Source organism: Nonomuraea sp. LPB2021202275-12-8 (assembly GCF_037044575.1).
In the GTDB taxonomy this organism is placed as follows: Bacteria; Actinomycetota; Actinomycetes; order Streptosporangiales; family Streptosporangiaceae; genus Nonomuraea.
On sequence record NZ_JBAHWD010000070.1, the window covers coordinates 1 to 14,322 of the forward strand.

19 protein-coding genes and 1 pseudogene are annotated in these 14,322 nt (G+C 66.7%); 9 read left to right on the plus strand and 11 right to left on the minus strand.

Annotation, left to right across the window (positions count from 1 at the left end; genetic code table 11):
* Positions 1–509 (plus strand): IS1634 family transposase (locus V5E28_RS47865; protein WP_442946004.1); only part of this gene is annotated, 509 nt, incomplete at its 5' end.
* A 200-nt stretch (positions 510–709) separates the two neighbouring features.
* Here V5E28_RS47865 and V5E28_RS47870 read toward each other — a convergent pair.
* Positions 710–1,162, minus strand: a complete 453-nt coding sequence (locus V5E28_RS47870; RefSeq protein ID WP_336216983.1) for a MarR family winged helix-turn-helix transcriptional regulator — start codon at positions 1,160–1,162, stop codon at positions 710–712.
* Between the two features lie 63 nt (positions 1,163–1,225).
* Between V5E28_RS47870 and V5E28_RS47875 the strand changes: the two genes are divergently transcribed.
* Positions 1,226–2,347: an FAD-dependent monooxygenase gene (locus V5E28_RS47875; RefSeq protein WP_336216984.1), complete on the plus strand. Its 1,122-nt coding sequence runs from the start codon at positions 1,226–1,228 to the stop codon at positions 2,345–2,347.
* A gap of 123 nt (positions 2,348–2,470) precedes the next feature.
* Here V5E28_RS47875 and V5E28_RS47880 read toward each other — a convergent pair whose 3' ends face one another.
* Positions 2,471–2,626 carry a hypothetical protein gene (locus V5E28_RS47880; RefSeq protein ID WP_336216985.1) on the minus strand — a complete coding sequence of 52 codons (156 nt, stop codon included), beginning with the start codon at positions 2,624–2,626 and terminating at the stop codon, positions 2,471–2,473.
* Between V5E28_RS47880 and V5E28_RS47885 the strand changes: the two genes are divergently transcribed.
* Positions 2,607–3,176, plus strand: coding sequence for a hypothetical protein (locus tag V5E28_RS47885; RefSeq protein ID WP_336216986.1), 570 nt, complete (start codon positions 2,607–2,609; stop codon positions 3,174–3,176). The two genes, V5E28_RS47880 and V5E28_RS47885, sit on opposite strands and share 20 nt — an antisense overlap.
* On the opposite strand, the gene V5E28_RS47890 is transcribed toward V5E28_RS47885, so the two are convergent.
* Complete coding sequence (locus V5E28_RS47890) at positions 3,092–3,601, minus strand: recombinase family protein (RefSeq protein ID WP_336216998.1); 510 nt, start codon at positions 3,599–3,601, stop codon at positions 3,092–3,094. The genes V5E28_RS47885 and V5E28_RS47890 overlap by 85 nt on opposite strands.
* Positions 3,602–3,967: 366 nt before the next feature.
* Positions 3,968–4,334, minus strand: a pseudogene (locus tag V5E28_RS47900) (transposase); the annotation flags it as partial.
* Positions 4,335–5,135: 801 nt separating this feature from the next.
* On the opposite strand from V5E28_RS47900, the gene V5E28_RS47910 reads away from it, so the two are divergent.
* Together V5E28_RS47910 and V5E28_RS49965 are read left to right on the plus strand one after the other, a co-directional pair.
* Positions 5,136–5,483: a beta/gamma crystallin domain-containing protein gene (locus V5E28_RS47910; protein ID WP_336216988.1), complete on the plus strand. Its 348-nt coding sequence runs from the start codon at positions 5,136–5,138 to the stop codon at positions 5,481–5,483.
* 214 nt (positions 5,484–5,697) lie between these two features.
* Positions 5,698–6,045 carry a beta/gamma crystallin domain-containing protein gene (locus V5E28_RS49965; protein WP_442946005.1) on the plus strand — a complete coding sequence of 116 codons (348 nt, stop codon included), beginning with the start codon at positions 5,698–5,700 and terminating at the stop codon, positions 6,043–6,045.
* Positions 6,046–6,236: 191 nt separating this feature from the next.
* Here the strand turns inward: V5E28_RS49965 and V5E28_RS47915 are convergent, their stop codons facing one another.
* From V5E28_RS47915 to V5E28_RS47925, 3 genes are all read right to left on the minus strand, one after another.
* On the minus strand, positions 6,237–6,512 hold the full coding sequence (locus V5E28_RS47915) for a hypothetical protein (RefSeq protein ID WP_336216989.1): 276 nt from the start codon (positions 6,510–6,512) through the stop codon (positions 6,237–6,239).
* Positions 6,513–6,660: 148 nt separating this feature from the next.
* Entirely contained in the window at positions 6,661–6,870 is a 210-nt protein-coding gene (locus tag V5E28_RS47920) for a hypothetical protein (protein WP_336216990.1), read from the minus strand.
* Positions 6,871–7,363: 493 nt separating this feature from the next.
* Positions 7,364–7,993, minus strand: coding sequence for a TetR/AcrR family transcriptional regulator (locus V5E28_RS47925; protein ID WP_336216991.1), 630 nt, complete (start codon positions 7,991–7,993; stop codon positions 7,364–7,366).
* Between the two features lie 62 nt (positions 7,994–8,055).
* On the opposite strand from V5E28_RS47925, the gene V5E28_RS47930 reads away from it, so the two are divergent.
* Entirely contained in the window at positions 8,056–8,442 is a 387-nt protein-coding gene (locus V5E28_RS47930) for a hypothetical protein (protein WP_336216992.1), read from the plus strand.
* Between the two features lie 66 nt (positions 8,443–8,508).
* On the opposite strand, the gene V5E28_RS47935 is transcribed toward V5E28_RS47930, so the two are convergent.
* Together V5E28_RS47935 and V5E28_RS47940 are read right to left on the minus strand one after the other, a co-directional pair.
* Positions 8,509–8,685 carry a hypothetical protein gene (locus V5E28_RS47935; protein ID WP_336216993.1) on the minus strand — a complete coding sequence of 59 codons (177 nt, stop codon included), beginning with the start codon at positions 8,683–8,685 and terminating at the stop codon, positions 8,509–8,511.
* Positions 8,686–8,850: 165 nt separating this feature from the next.
* On the minus strand, positions 8,851–9,555 hold the full coding sequence (locus tag V5E28_RS47940) for a recombinase family protein (protein WP_336216994.1): 705 nt from the start codon (positions 9,553–9,555) through the stop codon (positions 8,851–8,853).
* A 331-nt stretch (positions 9,556–9,886) separates the two neighbouring features.
* Between V5E28_RS47940 and V5E28_RS47945 the strand changes: the two genes are divergently transcribed.
* On the plus strand, positions 9,887–11,923 hold the full coding sequence (locus tag V5E28_RS47945; protein WP_336216995.1) for an MMPL family transporter: 2,037 nt from the start codon (positions 9,887–9,889) through the stop codon (positions 11,921–11,923).
* 39 nt (positions 11,924–11,962) lie between these two features.
* Here V5E28_RS47945 and V5E28_RS47950 read toward each other — a convergent pair whose 3' ends face one another.
* Positions 11,963–12,397 carry a LuxR C-terminal-related transcriptional regulator gene (locus V5E28_RS47950; protein WP_442946006.1) on the minus strand — a complete coding sequence of 145 codons (435 nt, stop codon included), beginning with the start codon at positions 12,395–12,397 and terminating at the stop codon, positions 11,963–11,965.
* Positions 12,398–12,403: 6 nt separating this feature from the next.
* Here V5E28_RS47950 and V5E28_RS47955 point away from each other — a divergent pair, with 6 nt between their 5' ends.
* Together V5E28_RS47955 and V5E28_RS47960 are read left to right on the plus strand one after the other, a co-directional pair.
* Positions 12,404–12,526, plus strand: a complete 123-nt coding sequence (locus V5E28_RS47955; RefSeq protein WP_336216999.1) for a hypothetical protein — start codon at positions 12,404–12,406, stop codon at positions 12,524–12,526.
* Between the two features lie 101 nt (positions 12,527–12,627).
* Positions 12,628–13,218: an HARBI1 family protein gene (locus V5E28_RS47960; RefSeq protein ID WP_336216996.1), complete on the plus strand. Its 591-nt coding sequence runs from the start codon at positions 12,628–12,630 to the stop codon at positions 13,216–13,218.
* A 284-nt stretch (positions 13,219–13,502) separates the two neighbouring features.
* Here the strand turns inward: V5E28_RS47960 and V5E28_RS47965 are convergent, their stop codons facing one another.
* Positions 13,503–14,090: a hypothetical protein gene (locus V5E28_RS47965; RefSeq protein WP_336216997.1), complete on the minus strand. Its 588-nt coding sequence runs from the start codon at positions 14,088–14,090 to the stop codon at positions 13,503–13,505.
* Positions 14,091–14,322: the final 232 nt, after the last annotated feature.

Genomic DNA, 14,322 nt, shown 5'->3' on the forward strand with positions numbered 1-14,322 from the left:
AACTGCGCGGGAAGATCGCCACCAAGCCCGGCCTGAACCGCTACCTGCGCACGACACCGGCCGGCAAGCTCCGCATCGACACCACGAAGGTCAAGGCCGAGGAGAACCTGGACGGCAAGTACCTACTGCGCTGCAGCGACCCGCACCTGCCCGCCGAGGACATCGCCCTGGGCTACAAGCAACTGCTGGAGGTCGAACGCGGCTGGCGCGACATGAAACAGATCATCGACCTGCGGCCGGTCTATCACCGGCTCGAAGAACGCATCCGCGCCCATGTCATCCTCTGCTGGCTGGCGCTGCTGCTCATCCGGATCATCGAGACCACCACCAGCAGCACCTGGCCCACCTGCCGCCGCGAACTCAATCGGCTCCATCTAGGCACCTTCACCGGCCCCGCAGGCCTGTTCCGGCAGGTCACCGCCCTGACCAAGCCCCAGCAAGACCTGCTCGCCAAGCTCGCCGTCCCCGCCCCCAAGCAAGTCATCGACCTGAAACCCACATCACGCTGACCAGCCCGAACACCACCGCCTAGAGAAACGCCCTCCAGGCGACCACACCCATGTCAGCCCAGCTCACACCCCAAATTCGGACATCCAGACCGCTGAATTACGCGGAACGCGGGACAAGAATCCAGAATTCCACCTCCACTCAACCCGGGGCACACCAAGGTCTCCATCAAAGCCGGGGCGGTTCAGTTCGCCGGGGCGCTTCAGCCGGACTGCTCGCGCAACTCCGTAGTCGCCGAGCGATAGGCCCGGGCTACGCCGGTGAGGATGCCCAGCATCAACGGCACCTGCTCCGGCGTGTATTCCCCGCGAATCTCTCCCAGGTGCCGCTCGGATGTGATGCGGGTGGCGTGGTACTCGGCCATGCCACCTTCGACCAGCTCCACGGTGACCATGCGCCGGTCACGCTCGCCGCGTACCCGCCGTACATAACCGGCCTTCTCCAGACGGTCGATGAGCCGGGTCGCGGAGGCGGACGGCAGGCCCAGCTCCTCGGAGATGACCCCCACGGGGAGCGGGCCGCGCATCTCCAGCAGGATGAGGGCGGCCACGTCCACATGATGCACGCCGAGCCGGTCGGCGATCGCCTCGATGTGCAGCATGACCGCGATCAGGAACTCGCGGAAAACGTCCTCTTCTGGGTGCTTGCCGGTCACTCGACTTAATGTACTCCACATCGATGTATCTTTGTATCGAAGATACTTCGATTTGGAGAGAATATGGACGTTCTTGTCATCGGCGCCGGCGTGGGTGGCCTGGCTGTCGCGCGGGGCCTGCTGGCCGCCGGGCACCAGGTGCGGATCTTTGAGCAGGCGCCGGTCATGCGGACGGGCGGCGCGGGACTGAGCATCTTCAGCAACGGCGCCGCCGTGCTGCATGATCTTGGTGTCAGCCTTGACGGCGTCGGCGGCCGGTTCGACCGGATCGACGCGCTGACGGCGGACGGCCGGATACGGCTCAGCTCCGACATGACCCATGCCGCCACGCGTTACGGCTTCCCGAACAAGTCGATCTCGCGCCGCGTCCTGCTGGAACGGCTGTCCGAGGGGCTGCCCGGTGACCTGATCACGTACGGCGCGAGCTGCCGGAGCGTGACCCAGGACGGCGACCGGGTCACGGCGGCCTTCGACGACGGCTCGACGAGCACAGGGGACCTGCTCATCGGAGCCGACGGCCACCACTCGGTCGTCCGGCGCGAGCTGTGGGGCGACGTCCCCCTCCGGACGGCCGGCTTCGGCACCTGGCAGGCCCTGAGCCGGATCGACATCGACCTCACCCGCACCCACCTCCACTTCATGATCACCGGGAGGGAGGGGGCGTGCGGGCTCATCCCCGCCGGGGACGGCAAGCTTCAGTGGTGGTTCGACGTGCGGTGGTCTCCCGCGGAGCCGCGCCCCGCCGCCCCGCTGGCCGAGCTGAGGCGCCGCTTCGGCCACTGGGCGTCACCCGTTCCCGAGGTGCTCGGCCAGGCGTCCGAGAGCGATCTCGACTTCTTCGGCCACTACTGGCAGAAGGTGCGCCCGGTGTGGGGCAAGGGCCGGGTCACCCTGCTCGGAGACGCTGCCCATCTCATGCCGCCCACCCTCGGGCAGGGCGCCAACCAGACGCTGGAGGACGTGTGGGTGCTCGGGCGTGAGCTCGCCAAGGGCGGCGATCCGGCGGAACGGCTCCGTGCCTACGAGAAGGCCCGCTACCCGCACGTCAACCTGGTCTCCCGGATGGCCAGGCGCAACCCCGCCAACATTCGAATCCCCCCGGTGATCGGCCGGATGTTCGCCGAGACGTCCCACAGCGGGCTGCTCGCCCGCTTCAGCAACCGCCTCACCGCCCTGTCCCACTGAGAACGGGCGGAGGTTTGGCCGATCAGGACGTGTCGTAGCCCAGACGCGAGCCGGCCGCGCAGGGGCCGGCAGTCGACGGCCCCAGCGCGATCCCGGTCATCGCCGTCACCACGGTAACGACGTTCAGCAGCACCAGTCGGCGGTGCCGTAGTCGTCCGGACCATGCCCGAGCAGCGCCGCGGTGACCCAAATGAGCCTGACCACCAGATAGAGCGACAGGCTGAATGCCGGGTTCGCCGCTGTCACCGTGGTGCTGTTCGTGGCGATCGCGCTGGGCACCGGCGTGGGATCCCCCTGGCAGCCGTGGCCGGGCGCGATCCCGGTGGCGCTGGTTCTCGGCGGCCTGCTGTTCCTGCGGCGCCGCCGGCCGATGACGGTGCTGCTGCTGTCGATCGCCGTGGTGTTCGCCTACCACCTTGGCGCGTGGTCCCCGGCCGGGTGGATCTGGCCGCTGTCGGTCGCCTACGTCACCGCCGCCGCCACCCCGCACGTCCGCTGGGTCGCCGGCATCGGCGCCGCCCAGCTCGCCTACTCCGCCGTCGACGCCTGGTGGATTGTCGAGCGGAACCTGGCGCGCTATCTGATCCACACCATCGGCGAGGCGCTGCTGCTGGCTCTGCTCATCACCGGCGGTATCGCCTACGCCGCCACCCGCCGCTGGCGCGCCCGCCAGCCCGAGCGGCCCCTGACATGGGTGAGCAACCAACGCGCCATCAGCCGCCAAGTAGGCGCAGACCTGGGAAATCAGCCGCCAGTCTCCAGCTCGGCTTGCGCTGCTGGCTGTTCGACGACAGGGCGGCCCGTGGCGAGTTCGGGCACGTACTTGTAGATCGTGGAGCGGCTGACGTTCAGCAACCGTGCGATCGAGGACACGGTGGCATCGGGCTGGGTGAGCAAGGCGCGGGCGTGCCGGACCTGCTCGGGGGTCATCGCGGGCGGGCGGCCGAGTCGCACGCCGCGAGCCTTGGCGGCGGCCAAACCCTCGTGGGTGCCCTCCACGATCAGCTCGCGGATGAACTCAGCGAGGGCGGCGAAGACGTGGAAGACGAGACGGCCGCCGGGGGTAGTGGTGTCGAGGGCTTCCTTCAGGGACCGGAAGCCGACGCCGCGGCGACGCAGATCGGCGACGATCGTGATGAGGTCGGCCAGAGAGCGGGCGAGCCGGTCGAGCGAGGGGACGACGAGGGTGTCGCCGGGCCGTAGGTAGTCCAGGGCCTTGGTGAGCTCTTCGCGGTCGGTGTTCTTGCCGCTCAGCTACTTTGCCTGGGTCGTGCACGGCGCGTGAAGGGCGCCACCGCTCCAGTTCGTGTGACAGCGCCCGGTTCAGGCCGGTGATGGCCAGCGTCCGGGTGAGGAGGAGGCCGCCTGCGTGGGACAGGAGACCGTTTGCGTCAGCGGACAGGCTGATCTTGCGGTTGGACGCGATAGTCTGCACGTGAAAAGTGCCTCTTGCTCTGGCGCGGACAGGACCTTCGACAAGCCCTATCCTCCCAGCTCAAAGGCACTTTTCTCATGTAAACGATCAGTTCGGCTCAAATTCCCCGTGAAAGCCCGAGGTTAGCGGTGATCATTGACATCTCTACCGTTGTCCATGCCTGTGGGTTTTGTCTGATGACCAGGTCAGGGCGTACACGGCGTTCGAGGAGCTGCCGTCGTTGTCGATCTGGAGAAGGACGAGAAGTGGTCGGCCCGGCGCTCGCAGCGTCGGTGCAAGCGTCGGCAGCCGGCCAGCCAGGAGATGGTGCGCTCCACCGCCCAGCGGTGACGTCCCAGGCGCTGGGTGGACTCGGTCCCGCCGCGGGCGATACGCGGGACGATGCCCCGGCCGCGTAGGAAAACTCGCAGGTGAGGATAGTCATAGCCCTTATCGCCGTGGAGCTTGGCGGGTTGGCGCCGTCGTGGCCCGCGGCGGGAGCGAATGGGCGGGATGTTGCGCATCAGTGGGTTCCAGCGCCAGGCTGTCGTGGAGGTTGGCGACGCTGATCGCGCCAGTGATTTCGGCGCGGCGCACTCCGGTGCCGAACAGCAGGTAGATGATGGCGCGGTCGCGCAGCGGGCGGGCGTGGGCGTGCCCCCGGGGTGAGGAAGTGCCGCGGTGACGGCGGCCCTTGAGCTCGTGGAAGGTCTCGATGCGGTCCACGATGTTCTTGACGGTGCGCACCTGGGCGGCGGCCAGCGCTCGTGGCTGCGGGGCGGGCAGGGGCAGCGGCACGACCTTCTTGGTCGGGTCACCGTGGCGCAGCAGCCCTTCGGGGGCGTGCGGTGATCCAGGTGAACAGCGCCGACAGGTGGGTCAGGTGGTTGTTGACGGTCGCCGGTGCCATCGGTGAGGGAGTGCCGTCGCGGCGCGGTTGCTGGCGTCGGCCAGGTGGTCGCGCCAAGCGCTCACTTCTCTCGGAGTGACGGCCGAGAGCCCATCATGGCCGAGACCGTCCGCGATCCAGGTGCCAAGTTACTTCACGGGAGGGCTGTTCCTGAAGAGAACTGGAGTCCGAACGTCGCCGTCCGGTGAACCACCCAAACAGACGGCGGCAGGCGCGAAGGCTTAACGGTCGGGCGCATCGGAACGAGAGCGTACGCCAGGCGCTCCGTGCAAGACGACTCGACGCCTCGACGGCACGGCACGAGCGACACCATCGACGCCGAGACCGCCCGAGCCGTGCCACATCAAAATCTGCTGGCGGTATATAAGCGCTTTTTGGCCGTCAACCGCATTTTCTGACTCAGAGATGAGATATAAGGTAAAGCTGGACTGACGATCAATGGCTAGCCAATCCTGGAGGATTGCATGCGCAAGCCTTTCGTTTCCGCTCTGCTCGCCGCGGCCATCTCGTTCGGCATGGTAGGCGCCTCGGCCACTCCTGCTGCAGCAATCAACACAGTCGACTGCTATGGTTCTATGCCTTGGTACGAATTCGCAGTTGTCATGGGCGTCGACAATTGGCATTGCTTCGCCAATGCAGGCACTGTCGACGTTCATATCGGGTGGGTCAGCAGCCTCCGCGCCGGAAACAACGTGGTTCTGTACGATTTTACCGATCGTGGCGGCCGCGGCGCCATCACCCTGCAGAGGGGTGAAAGTTACAGATTTCCTGATGCTGCAGACGTCACAGTCACGAGAATCAAGATTTATTGAGGGCGGCGCGCCATAACCTCTCACGCCTTCTCTGCGGTTCCGCATCTCGCCGGCCGACCCAAAGGCACTCTAACTGCACAGCCCACGGATGCCTTTGGATGGACACTCTGCCCCGAAGTCCTGCTGCAGGCCAGAGGAGGCTCTTCCAGATCGAGATATAGACCGTAGGTGCCTTCGGAGCAATAAATCCGTACGACAACATTTAAGGACAAGTATGCGTAAAGCGCTCACCTCCGTCCTGTTCGCCACGGCTATCTCATGCGGCATAGTGGGCGTCACGGCCACTCCTGCCGCAGCGATCAACAAGGTCGACTGCACAAGTAGTGCATTTGTGAAGATCTGGAACCAGACCGGCTCGGAGCGGACGCACCACTGCTTTGCTAACGCGGGAGCAATCGATGTTTATATCACAAGAGTCTACGGCATCTGGTCCGGAGCTCAGGTCATAAATATCACATACACCGATGCAAGTGGTGGCAGGGGAGAAATCACGATACCGAGATGGTCGCACAGAGAGTATGTAGGTAACGAAATAACGATCAATAGGATAACAATCCACTGAGAGTCGTCACCTGGAGCTTTCGGTGGCGTCGGGTTTCCGTCTTGTCGACTCCCAGGCGAGCGACTTGTATCCATGATCCGCAGCAGAGAGCTGTTTGGATGCGGCTGATTCGTTTCGTCGCACGACCATTAGGCATCGTCAAAACGTAGACGCAAGGAGAGAGCGAGATGAATCTCATCCGAAGATAGGCATCAGCGAACGCTTTTCATCCTCACGCCGCTTGCGCAACTCGGTGGTTCTGCAGGACGGCGATGGCCTTGCACAGGTGGCCGGCGCAGCAACCCGGCCGAGGCGTAATCAAGCTCACCGACCGCCCGCGCCACCACGAAGTTCTCGTGCAGACCGATCGACACGCTGAAGTGCTCGCCCGAACCACTGCCTTCTGCCATGTGGATCATCCTCTTGCCCCCATAGAGCACGAGCAACCGAAAGACAACCGCAACGACGTGGTCAGGGACGACGATCAAGCGCCGCTGTCCGCGGCGGGTGCGGGCAGCGGCGAACCTAGGGCGGTGAGACGCCTGACGATCCACCCCGGCGGCGCGCACGACGATGGGCGCCTGCGCCGAGCCACACCTGTGCTGGGGGTCGATTGCCGCCGGTCGATTTGGAGCCTCAGCCCAGGCGCGCCGTGACGACAACGGGGTGGGGCGGGAGCGCTTGGCCCAGCTGATCGGCGCTGCACAGGGCCGCTGGCCCCGGGGTGGCGGGGGTGAAGGACAAGACGCTGCGGTAGGCGAAGAAGGTCCGCTCGATCGCGATCCCGTCCAGCTGCCGGACGGTGTTCTGATCGACGCTGGAGACCCTGATGCAGCCCACGCGCACCGGCGCAACCCTTCCACGCCTCGGAATGTCAGGTTGAACTCTAAGAACCGAGCAGACAGACGTCAATAAACTGGGAAATGGACCCTATCTTGATGCCTTTCACCTGCGGTCCCAGGTGTGGTGTTGGGGTACGCCCCAAGTGGACACGCTGGCCAGGTTTAGCTCACAGGTGTGATCAGGCTGAACCTGCTGGCGGCAGCCACCAAGATCAACTCATTGGCGGTTTGACGCTTATCTTGCAACTGACCTCCGACTCCTTCGACCGGTGGACGGGACCGTGGTCGGCCGGCCCGATCATCATGGGCAGGCGTCTTCCCGGCGTCCAATAGCCTGCGGAGCTGAGCCCCAGAAGGAATCCTTATGCACACGGGCGCAGTTCACCGACCGCGCGCGCGAGGGGCGACGGAACCCCCGTCCGGGCCGCTCGCAGGAGGTGCGGCAGCCGGGCCGACATGCATCAATCCGCCTAATCGCACGGCTTTCTGACGGGCCTTCACCGTTGATTCGCGTCCTGCTCGGTGACGACCATCCCGGCTGCCAGCGCTCGGGCGGCATCGGCGAAGTAGTCCTCGTCGGCTCCTGGTGCGAGGCCCAGGAGGACGCCCTGACTGAGGCCTACGAACAGCGCGTTGAGGGCGATGGTGAGCCGATGGGACTGCTGGGACGTCACTGACTCCCGCCCGTGCCGCCTTCCGGTGAACAGGGCGATCAGCTGGTTCTCCTGGGACCGGACGGACGCCGCGAGCCGGCCGCCCAGCTCCGGGTCGTGCAGGGCCCTGTCGAGGAAGGTGATCTGGAGCGACAGGCGCGACACCGCCTCCGGGTCGTCACAGCTGCGCCGGTAGTACCGGGCGAAGGCGTCGACCGCCTCCAGCAGGTCGACCCCGGCGGGGACCGCCTGCTCGATCTCCTCGTAGTAGGGCCGCAGATGCTCGGTGATCAGGGCGACCATCAGGCCGTTCTTGCTCCCGAACAGGGAGTAGACGGCACCGGTGGTCAGACCGGCGCGTTCGGCGATCTCGTCGAGCCTGGCCGTGTACCCGTCCCGGGTCACGATCTGGAGGGCGGAATCCAGCAGGGCACTGCGATTGCGCTCCTTGGCCTGGGCCCTCGTCATTCTCATAACTTCAATATTGCCGTAATGTGGTTATGGAAACAACGCAACGAGCCCCAAGGAGGACGCTCATGGCTCAGTCCGTGACATCGCGAGTGCCCCGCGAGATGGTGGGCGCCGCAGCCGACGGTGCCTTCAAGGTGGTGCTCGCCGTGGTCTTCGTCGCCGGCGCCGCCCCGCTCGGCGAACTGCTTGGTGCGCCGGTCTGGCTGATGGCCGTGGCGGGCGTCGCACTGCTGGTCGGCGGCGTCATCGAGCTCAGATATCTCCGCAGCCGACCGATGCGCACCTATCTGAAGCTCATGATCGGTTACGACGCGTGCTGGGTGCTGGCTGCCCTGATCGGGCTCCTGATGGCATGGCAGGGCAGCACCGCCGGTGGCGAGGTCTGGATGGGATACCAGGTGATCGCCCCCCTCGTCTTCGCCGCCGTGCTGATCGCGGCCCGCCCCAGCTGATCTCCGAAACTGGCCGTGCCCGGACGCTACCCCTTTCATAGGGGCGGCGCCGATGGGCCGCAGCGATCAGACCGGTGGGCGGCGGAGGGCCTTGCGGGCTCGTTCGGGCAGCAGGACCTCGCCGTTGATGACGGCCTGGCCGCCGCGTTCGGCGAGCATGCCCTTGGCCTGCTCGATCAGGATCCGGGTGTTGAGCGCGATCCGGCACACGTGCCCGGCGTGACCGGCTTCCCCTCGGCGCACCCGATGATCGACGCCCGCGCCCGCGCTGCCCGCGCCTCCCGACCTTCGCCATTGACCGCCACCTGGCGATCACCGCCTCACCACCCGAGGGCGTCGTCTCGCGCGAAGTCGGGGTGCCGTTAACCAACGCGCCATCAGCCGCCAAGTAGGCGCTGACCTGGGAAATCAGCCGCCAGCCTCCAGCTCGGCTCGCGCCGCTGGCTGGTTGACGACAGGGCGGCCCGTGGCGAGTTCGGGCACGTACTTGTAGATCGTGGAGCGGCTGACGTTCAGCAACCGGGCGATCGAGGACACGGTGGCATCGGGCTGGGTGAGCAAGGCGCGGGCGTGCCGGACCTGCTCGGGGGTCATCGCGGGCGGGCGGCCGAGTCGCACGCCGCGAGCCTTGGCGGCGGCCAGGCCCTCGTGGGTGCCCTCCACGATCAGCTCGCGGATGAACTCAGCGAGGGCGGCGAAGACGTGGAAGACGAGACGGCCGCCGGGGGTGGTGGTGTCGAGGGCTTCCTTCAGGGACCGGAAGCCGACGCCGCGGCGACGCAGATCGGCGACGATCGTGATGAGGTCGGCCAGGGAGCGGGCGAGCCGGTCGAGCGAGGGGACGACGAGGGTGTCGCCGGGCCGTAGGTAGTCCAGGGCCTTGGTGAGTTCTTCGCGGTCGGTGTTCTTGCCGCTCAGCTTGTCAGCGAAGATGCGGAAGCAGCCGGCGGCTTCGAGCGCGCGGGTCTGACGGTCGAGGCGCTGATCGCGGGTGGAGACCCGGGTGTAGCCGACGAGCGCTCCGGTGAGGACTGTAGGTTCGGCGCCAAGGAGGTCATCGGCGGCCTGGCGGATCACTGCGGCGGGGGCCGGATCGTCGCGGAGCGTCGTCACACCTCGGAAGTGTAGAGAAAACGGTGCTGCGACAGTTGATGAACACTCCGACTTCGCAACACGTTTTTCCGACACACAGACAGGTTGTCGGCAGTTCGCAAGAGCGCTCCGGCCAGGGTGTTGAGAATCGAACGATTCTCAACACCCGTCAACATGTGGGGATGTCGCGGGCGTCCACCCAACTCGGCCATCGCCCGTCAACGCCCCTGTGTCGGTGATCTTCCCGAACGGCTGCACGTCTGCCGTACCGGGCATTTGACGTCGCATGTTGACGCGCGCGACAGCCCGCTTCGCCGATCGTGTACGCCACGGACGGCCGAGGAGGGCACGGATGTGGGGACGTTGGGCGCGAGTGGTGGCGGGACGGCGGGCCAAGTGGGTCATGCTGGCCTGCTGGCTGGTTATCGTGGGGGGTTTCGGCTGGCTGGCTGGGCAGGCTGGTGAGGTGCAGGACAACGATCCGACCAACTGGATGCCCGCCAGCGCCCAGTCCACCCGGGCGCTCCTTCTGGAGCGCCAGCTGTTCCCCGGCCAGGAGATGAGCGCACTCGTCCTGGTGTACGCCCGCGCAGGCGGCATCACGCGGGGCGACCGGGCCGCGGCCGAACATGATCGCGCGGCGCTGGCCAGGCTCGCCGACGCTGCCCTGCCCGGCCTGCAGGCGTCGAAGGATGGCCAGGCGCTGCTGCTGAGCGTACCGGTCGCGGCAGGCAGGCTGGAGTCCGGTGAGGTGGAGCCGGTGGTGGCCGAAGCTCGTGCGATCGCGGCCGAGGGGCTGCCGCCGGGCCTTGCGGCCCACGCCACCGGCGCGCCCGCCGCACGGGTCGACGCCACCGCCGCCAACGGCCAGATCGACGGCGTGCTGACGTTGGTGACGGTGGCGGTGGTGGCCCTGCTGTTGCTGATCACCTACCGCAGCCCGCTGCTGGTCCTGCTGCCTCTGCTGTCGGTGGCCGCCGGGGTCGTGCTCGCGCAGGGCGGCGCCTACCTGGCCGCCACCGCGGGCGTGGTGGTCAGCGGGTCGAGCTTCGTGCTGCTGATCGTGCTGCTGTTCGGCCTGGGCACCGACTACGCGCTGCTCATCGTGGCCCGCTACCGCGAGGAGCTGCGCCGCCACGCCGACCGGCACGACGCCATGGCCGCGACCTTGCGGGGCACGGTGCCGTCCATCACCGCCTCAGCGGCGACGATGGCACTGGCGGCGCTGGCGCTACTGGCGGCCGACATGAACTCCACCAAGGGCCTAGGCCCGATGGTGGCCACGGCGGTGCTGTCGGCGCTGGTCGCCATGACCACCCTGTTCCCGGCGTTGCTGGTGTGCCTGGGACGGTGGGTCTTCTGGCCGCGCGTTCCCCGCCCCGGCGCCGCGGACACCCGCGGGATCTGGGCACGCCTCGGAACCGCGGTAGCGCGCCGTCCCCGCCGGCTGTGGGTCGCCACCGCCGCCGTGTTGGCCGTGGCGGCCTCAGGTCTGCTGGGGTTGCAGGTGGGGACGCTCACCGGAGCCGACAACTTCACCCGCCAACCCGGCTCGGTCGCCGGGCAGCAGCTGGTCCAGGAGCATTTCGCCGCCGGCGTCACCGCCCCGGCCACGATCTACGTCCCGGCTGCCAAGGCCTCCCCAGCCGCTGCGGCCATCGCCTCCACGCCCGGGATCGCTTCGGTAGGACCGGCCGAGACCTCGGGCTCGGGCTCGGGCTCGTGGGCACGCTTCACCGTGGTGCTGACGCAGGCGCCCGAGAACGCGCAGCCCACCGTCGAGTTCCTGCGCGAGCGGTTGGTTGTGATCGACGAGCGGGCGGTGGTCGGCGGGTCCGCGGCGAGTCTCGTGGACCAGAACCGGGCGATGAACCGTGACCTGCTGGTGGTGCTTCCCCTGATCATCGCCGTGGTCACACTGGTGCTCAGCCTGCTGTTGCGGGCCATCGTCGCACCCTTGCTGCTGCTCGGCGGCGCGCTGCTGTCATCGGCGGCCGCGCTCGGCGTGTGCGCTCTGCTGTTTCACGGTTTCGGTTTCCCGCGCACCGATCCGACGGTCCTGCTGCTCGGCTTCCTGTTCCTGGTCGCCCTCGGCGTGGACTACACGATCTTCCTGATGGCCCGCGCCCGCGACGAGGCCCGCACCCGTGGCCACCACCACGGTGTGGTCAGCGCCCTGGTCGCCACAGGTGGCGTCATCACCGGTGCCGGCATCGTGCTGGCCGCCACGTTCCTGGTGCTGACGATCACCCCGGTCGTGCTCAACGTTCAGCTCGGCCTGCTCGTCTCGGTCGGGGTGCTCATCGACGCGCTGGTGGTGCGCACCCTGCTGGTGCCGGCGCTGGCCCTCGACGTCGGCGCGAGGACCTGGTGGCCCAGCCGGCTATGACGGCCCGGGCTCACGGGAAATCGGGTCACGAAGACCGGCTCACGGCAGGTCGGGCACCGGCAGGCGGCCCTGGTAGGCGAAGACCACCAACTGGGCCCGGTCCCGGGCACCGATCTTGGACATCGCCCGGGACACATGCGTGCGCACGGTGGCCGGGCTGAGCACCAACCGGCGGGCGATCTCATCGTTGGACAGCCCGGCCGCCACCCAACCGACCACCTCCCGCTCACGCTCGCTCAGCATCACCAGCCGCTCCCGGACCAGGCCGGGCTCGTCGCCACCCGCAGCGCCACCTGCGGCGAACCTGGAGATCACCCGGCGCGTCACCGACGGCGACAACAACGACTCACCCGCCGCCACCACGCGGATCGCCTGCAGCATCTCCTGCGGTTCGGCGCTCTTCAGCAAGAAGCCGGCAGCGCCGCCGCGCAGCGCGTCGAAGACGTAGTCGTCGATCTCGAACGACGTCAGCATGATCACATGAGTGTGCGCGAGCTCAGGGTCGCCGGCGAGGCCCGCATCCTTGCGCTGACCAGCGCGATCTGGCTCAACGATAAAACCGGCCAGCCGATCAAGCGATCCCTGATCGCCTACGACCACTAACCGTAACCAGACCCCTTGGCATCAATCATCTAGACAAGCTCGTGAGCCTGGCCCGGGAGCTCAACAGCAACTACGCGGCCAACCAGCCCTAAGCCTGTCACATGCTGCTCCGCGCAATCCTCGACCACGTTCCGCCGGCGTTCGGGCCTGACGGGCTGGCCTACGTGATCCTCGACGGCACCCTGATCGGCATCGACCGCTGTGCCGAGCAGATCATTAGCGTCAAGGGCGAACCCATCGACGCCTGGTACGCCGGCAAGGTCCACCAGCACGCCGGCAACCTCCAGGCCCTCTCGGCACCCAGCGGGCTGCCCCTGTGGATCGCCGAGGTCGAGCCTGGCTCGGTGCACGATCTGACGGCCGCCCGCACCCATGTGCTGGGCGCGCTGTACGCCGCAGCCGCACGCGGCCTGCCCACCCACGCCGACAGCGGCTACGACGGCGCCGGAATCGGCATTCACACGCCGATCAGGCAGCCCGAAGGAAACCAGATCCTCAGCCCGGACAACCGCACCTACAACCGGCTCCTACGCGCCCTGCGCTGTCTCGGCGAACGCGGATTCGCCCTGCTCAAAGGCCGCTGGCGCACCCTCCAGCACATCACTGTCAGCCCCAGCAGAATCGGCGACATCGCCCGCGCAGCGCTTGTCCTCATCCATTTCGAGCACAACTACCTACCGGCAATTCGCTGAGATCACGTCACTGAATATCGCAATCCGAGCGACGACGTCCTGCACCGACAGATCCGCGCCAGCCCAGCCGGATCGGCATGGACGACCTGCCGCCGCGTCCGCACATCAACGCACTGCTCCAGGAGCTCCTCACCGTGCTGCAGACCTCGAGCGAGGCGTTCGCGACCCCCTAAATGAAGGTTCTGCGAGACCGGCGAAGCCGCCAGTCAAGCGGCGATCACATGAGATCACAGGCCGGTGGATTACCACCTTCGAACCACGCACGTGGCTTTGGCGCTGTGCTGTCATTCGCTTCCCGCGTTCCGCTTAAGTTCGGATGGCTCATTGGAGGCATCTGCGATTCCAAGGTCACTTCGCATGGCCGCACGCATGCGCTCAATTCGTTCCCAGAACAGCTCGCTGTGGGTGAAAGCCGCGTCGAGAGTTTCTCCCTCGTGGGCAATCCCTTGGTTCAATCTCCTGGCCAGCCCATACCAGCTACTGAGATGGCCTCTTACTGCGCCGGCGGTCATCAGTACCTCCCTGGGGGCAGTCATCTGTGCTTCAGCGTGCCGTTCGATATACGAGCGGCGTGCCTGTGAAAGGTCAGCTCTCACCTCATCATCTCTCTTGTCATCGCGGATACCATGTAGAAGATCGTTGATAGCTGCGCGATATTGCCTAATGGCAATATTCAGCGCCATATAGCATGCACGTCGTTGTTCCAGCCAAGCCTTCCGCTCAATGATTTCCTGCTCCTCTCTCCGCTGGGCCTGGGCTTGGTCGAAGTCCATCCGCTTCCCTTGAAGCGCGGATCGCTGAGTGTAGATCGACGCGCTCAACGTCCCCACCACTGCGATGACGGCGGCAAGGACGGGGGTGATGTAGTCCACGAATGGGGCTCCTCTGCGACATGTCCTTACAGTGGTTGTGCGCGGCCGCAGTCGTCCGGTGCCCGGCCACTGAGGTATTGAGACATCGTCCCCTTCCCGACCGGGCAGCGTCCCTGCTTTCGTTGTGTCGGACGTGGAGACTGCGGATCGAGGGAGCAGCGCGTGCTAACGCGGCTGCTAACAACAGTCTGGACGGACCTGGATGGACCTGGAACGAGGGAACTGCCTGGGT

What these genes read in the sequence shown, in the direction of transcription:
- V5E28_RS47875 (WP_336216984.1), top strand. Translation starts at nt 1,226, where the DNA reads ATGGACGTTCTTGTCATCGGCGCCGGCGTGGGTGGCCTGGCTGTCGCG.
- V5E28_RS47910 (WP_336216988.1), top strand. Translation starts at nt 5,136, where the DNA reads ATGCGCAAGCCTTTCGTTTCCGCTCTGCTCGCCGCGGCCATCTCGTTC.
- V5E28_RS49965 (WP_442946005.1), top strand. Translation starts at nt 5,698, where the DNA reads ATGCGTAAAGCGCTCACCTCCGTCCTGTTCGCCACGGCTATCTCATGC.
- V5E28_RS47925 (WP_336216991.1), bottom strand. Translation starts at nt 7,993, where the DNA reads ATGAGAATGACGAGGGCCCAGGCCAAGGAGCGCAATCGCAGTGCCCTG.
- V5E28_RS47930 (WP_336216992.1), top strand. Translation starts at nt 8,056, where the DNA reads ATGGCTCAGTCCGTGACATCGCGAGTGCCCCGCGAGATGGTGGGCGCC.
- V5E28_RS47945 (WP_336216995.1), top strand. Translation starts at nt 9,887, where the DNA reads ATGTGGGGACGTTGGGCGCGAGTGGTGGCGGGACGGCGGGCCAAGTGG.
- V5E28_RS47950 (WP_442946006.1), bottom strand. Translation starts at nt 12,397, where the DNA reads ATGCTGACGTCGTTCGAGATCGACGACTACGTCTTCGACGCGCTGCGC.
- V5E28_RS47955 (WP_336216999.1), top strand. Translation starts at nt 12,404, where the DNA reads ATGAGTGTGCGCGAGCTCAGGGTCGCCGGCGAGGCCCGCATCCTTGCG.
- V5E28_RS47960 (WP_336216996.1), top strand. Translation starts at nt 12,628, where the DNA reads ATGCTGCTCCGCGCAATCCTCGACCACGTTCCGCCGGCGTTCGGGCCT.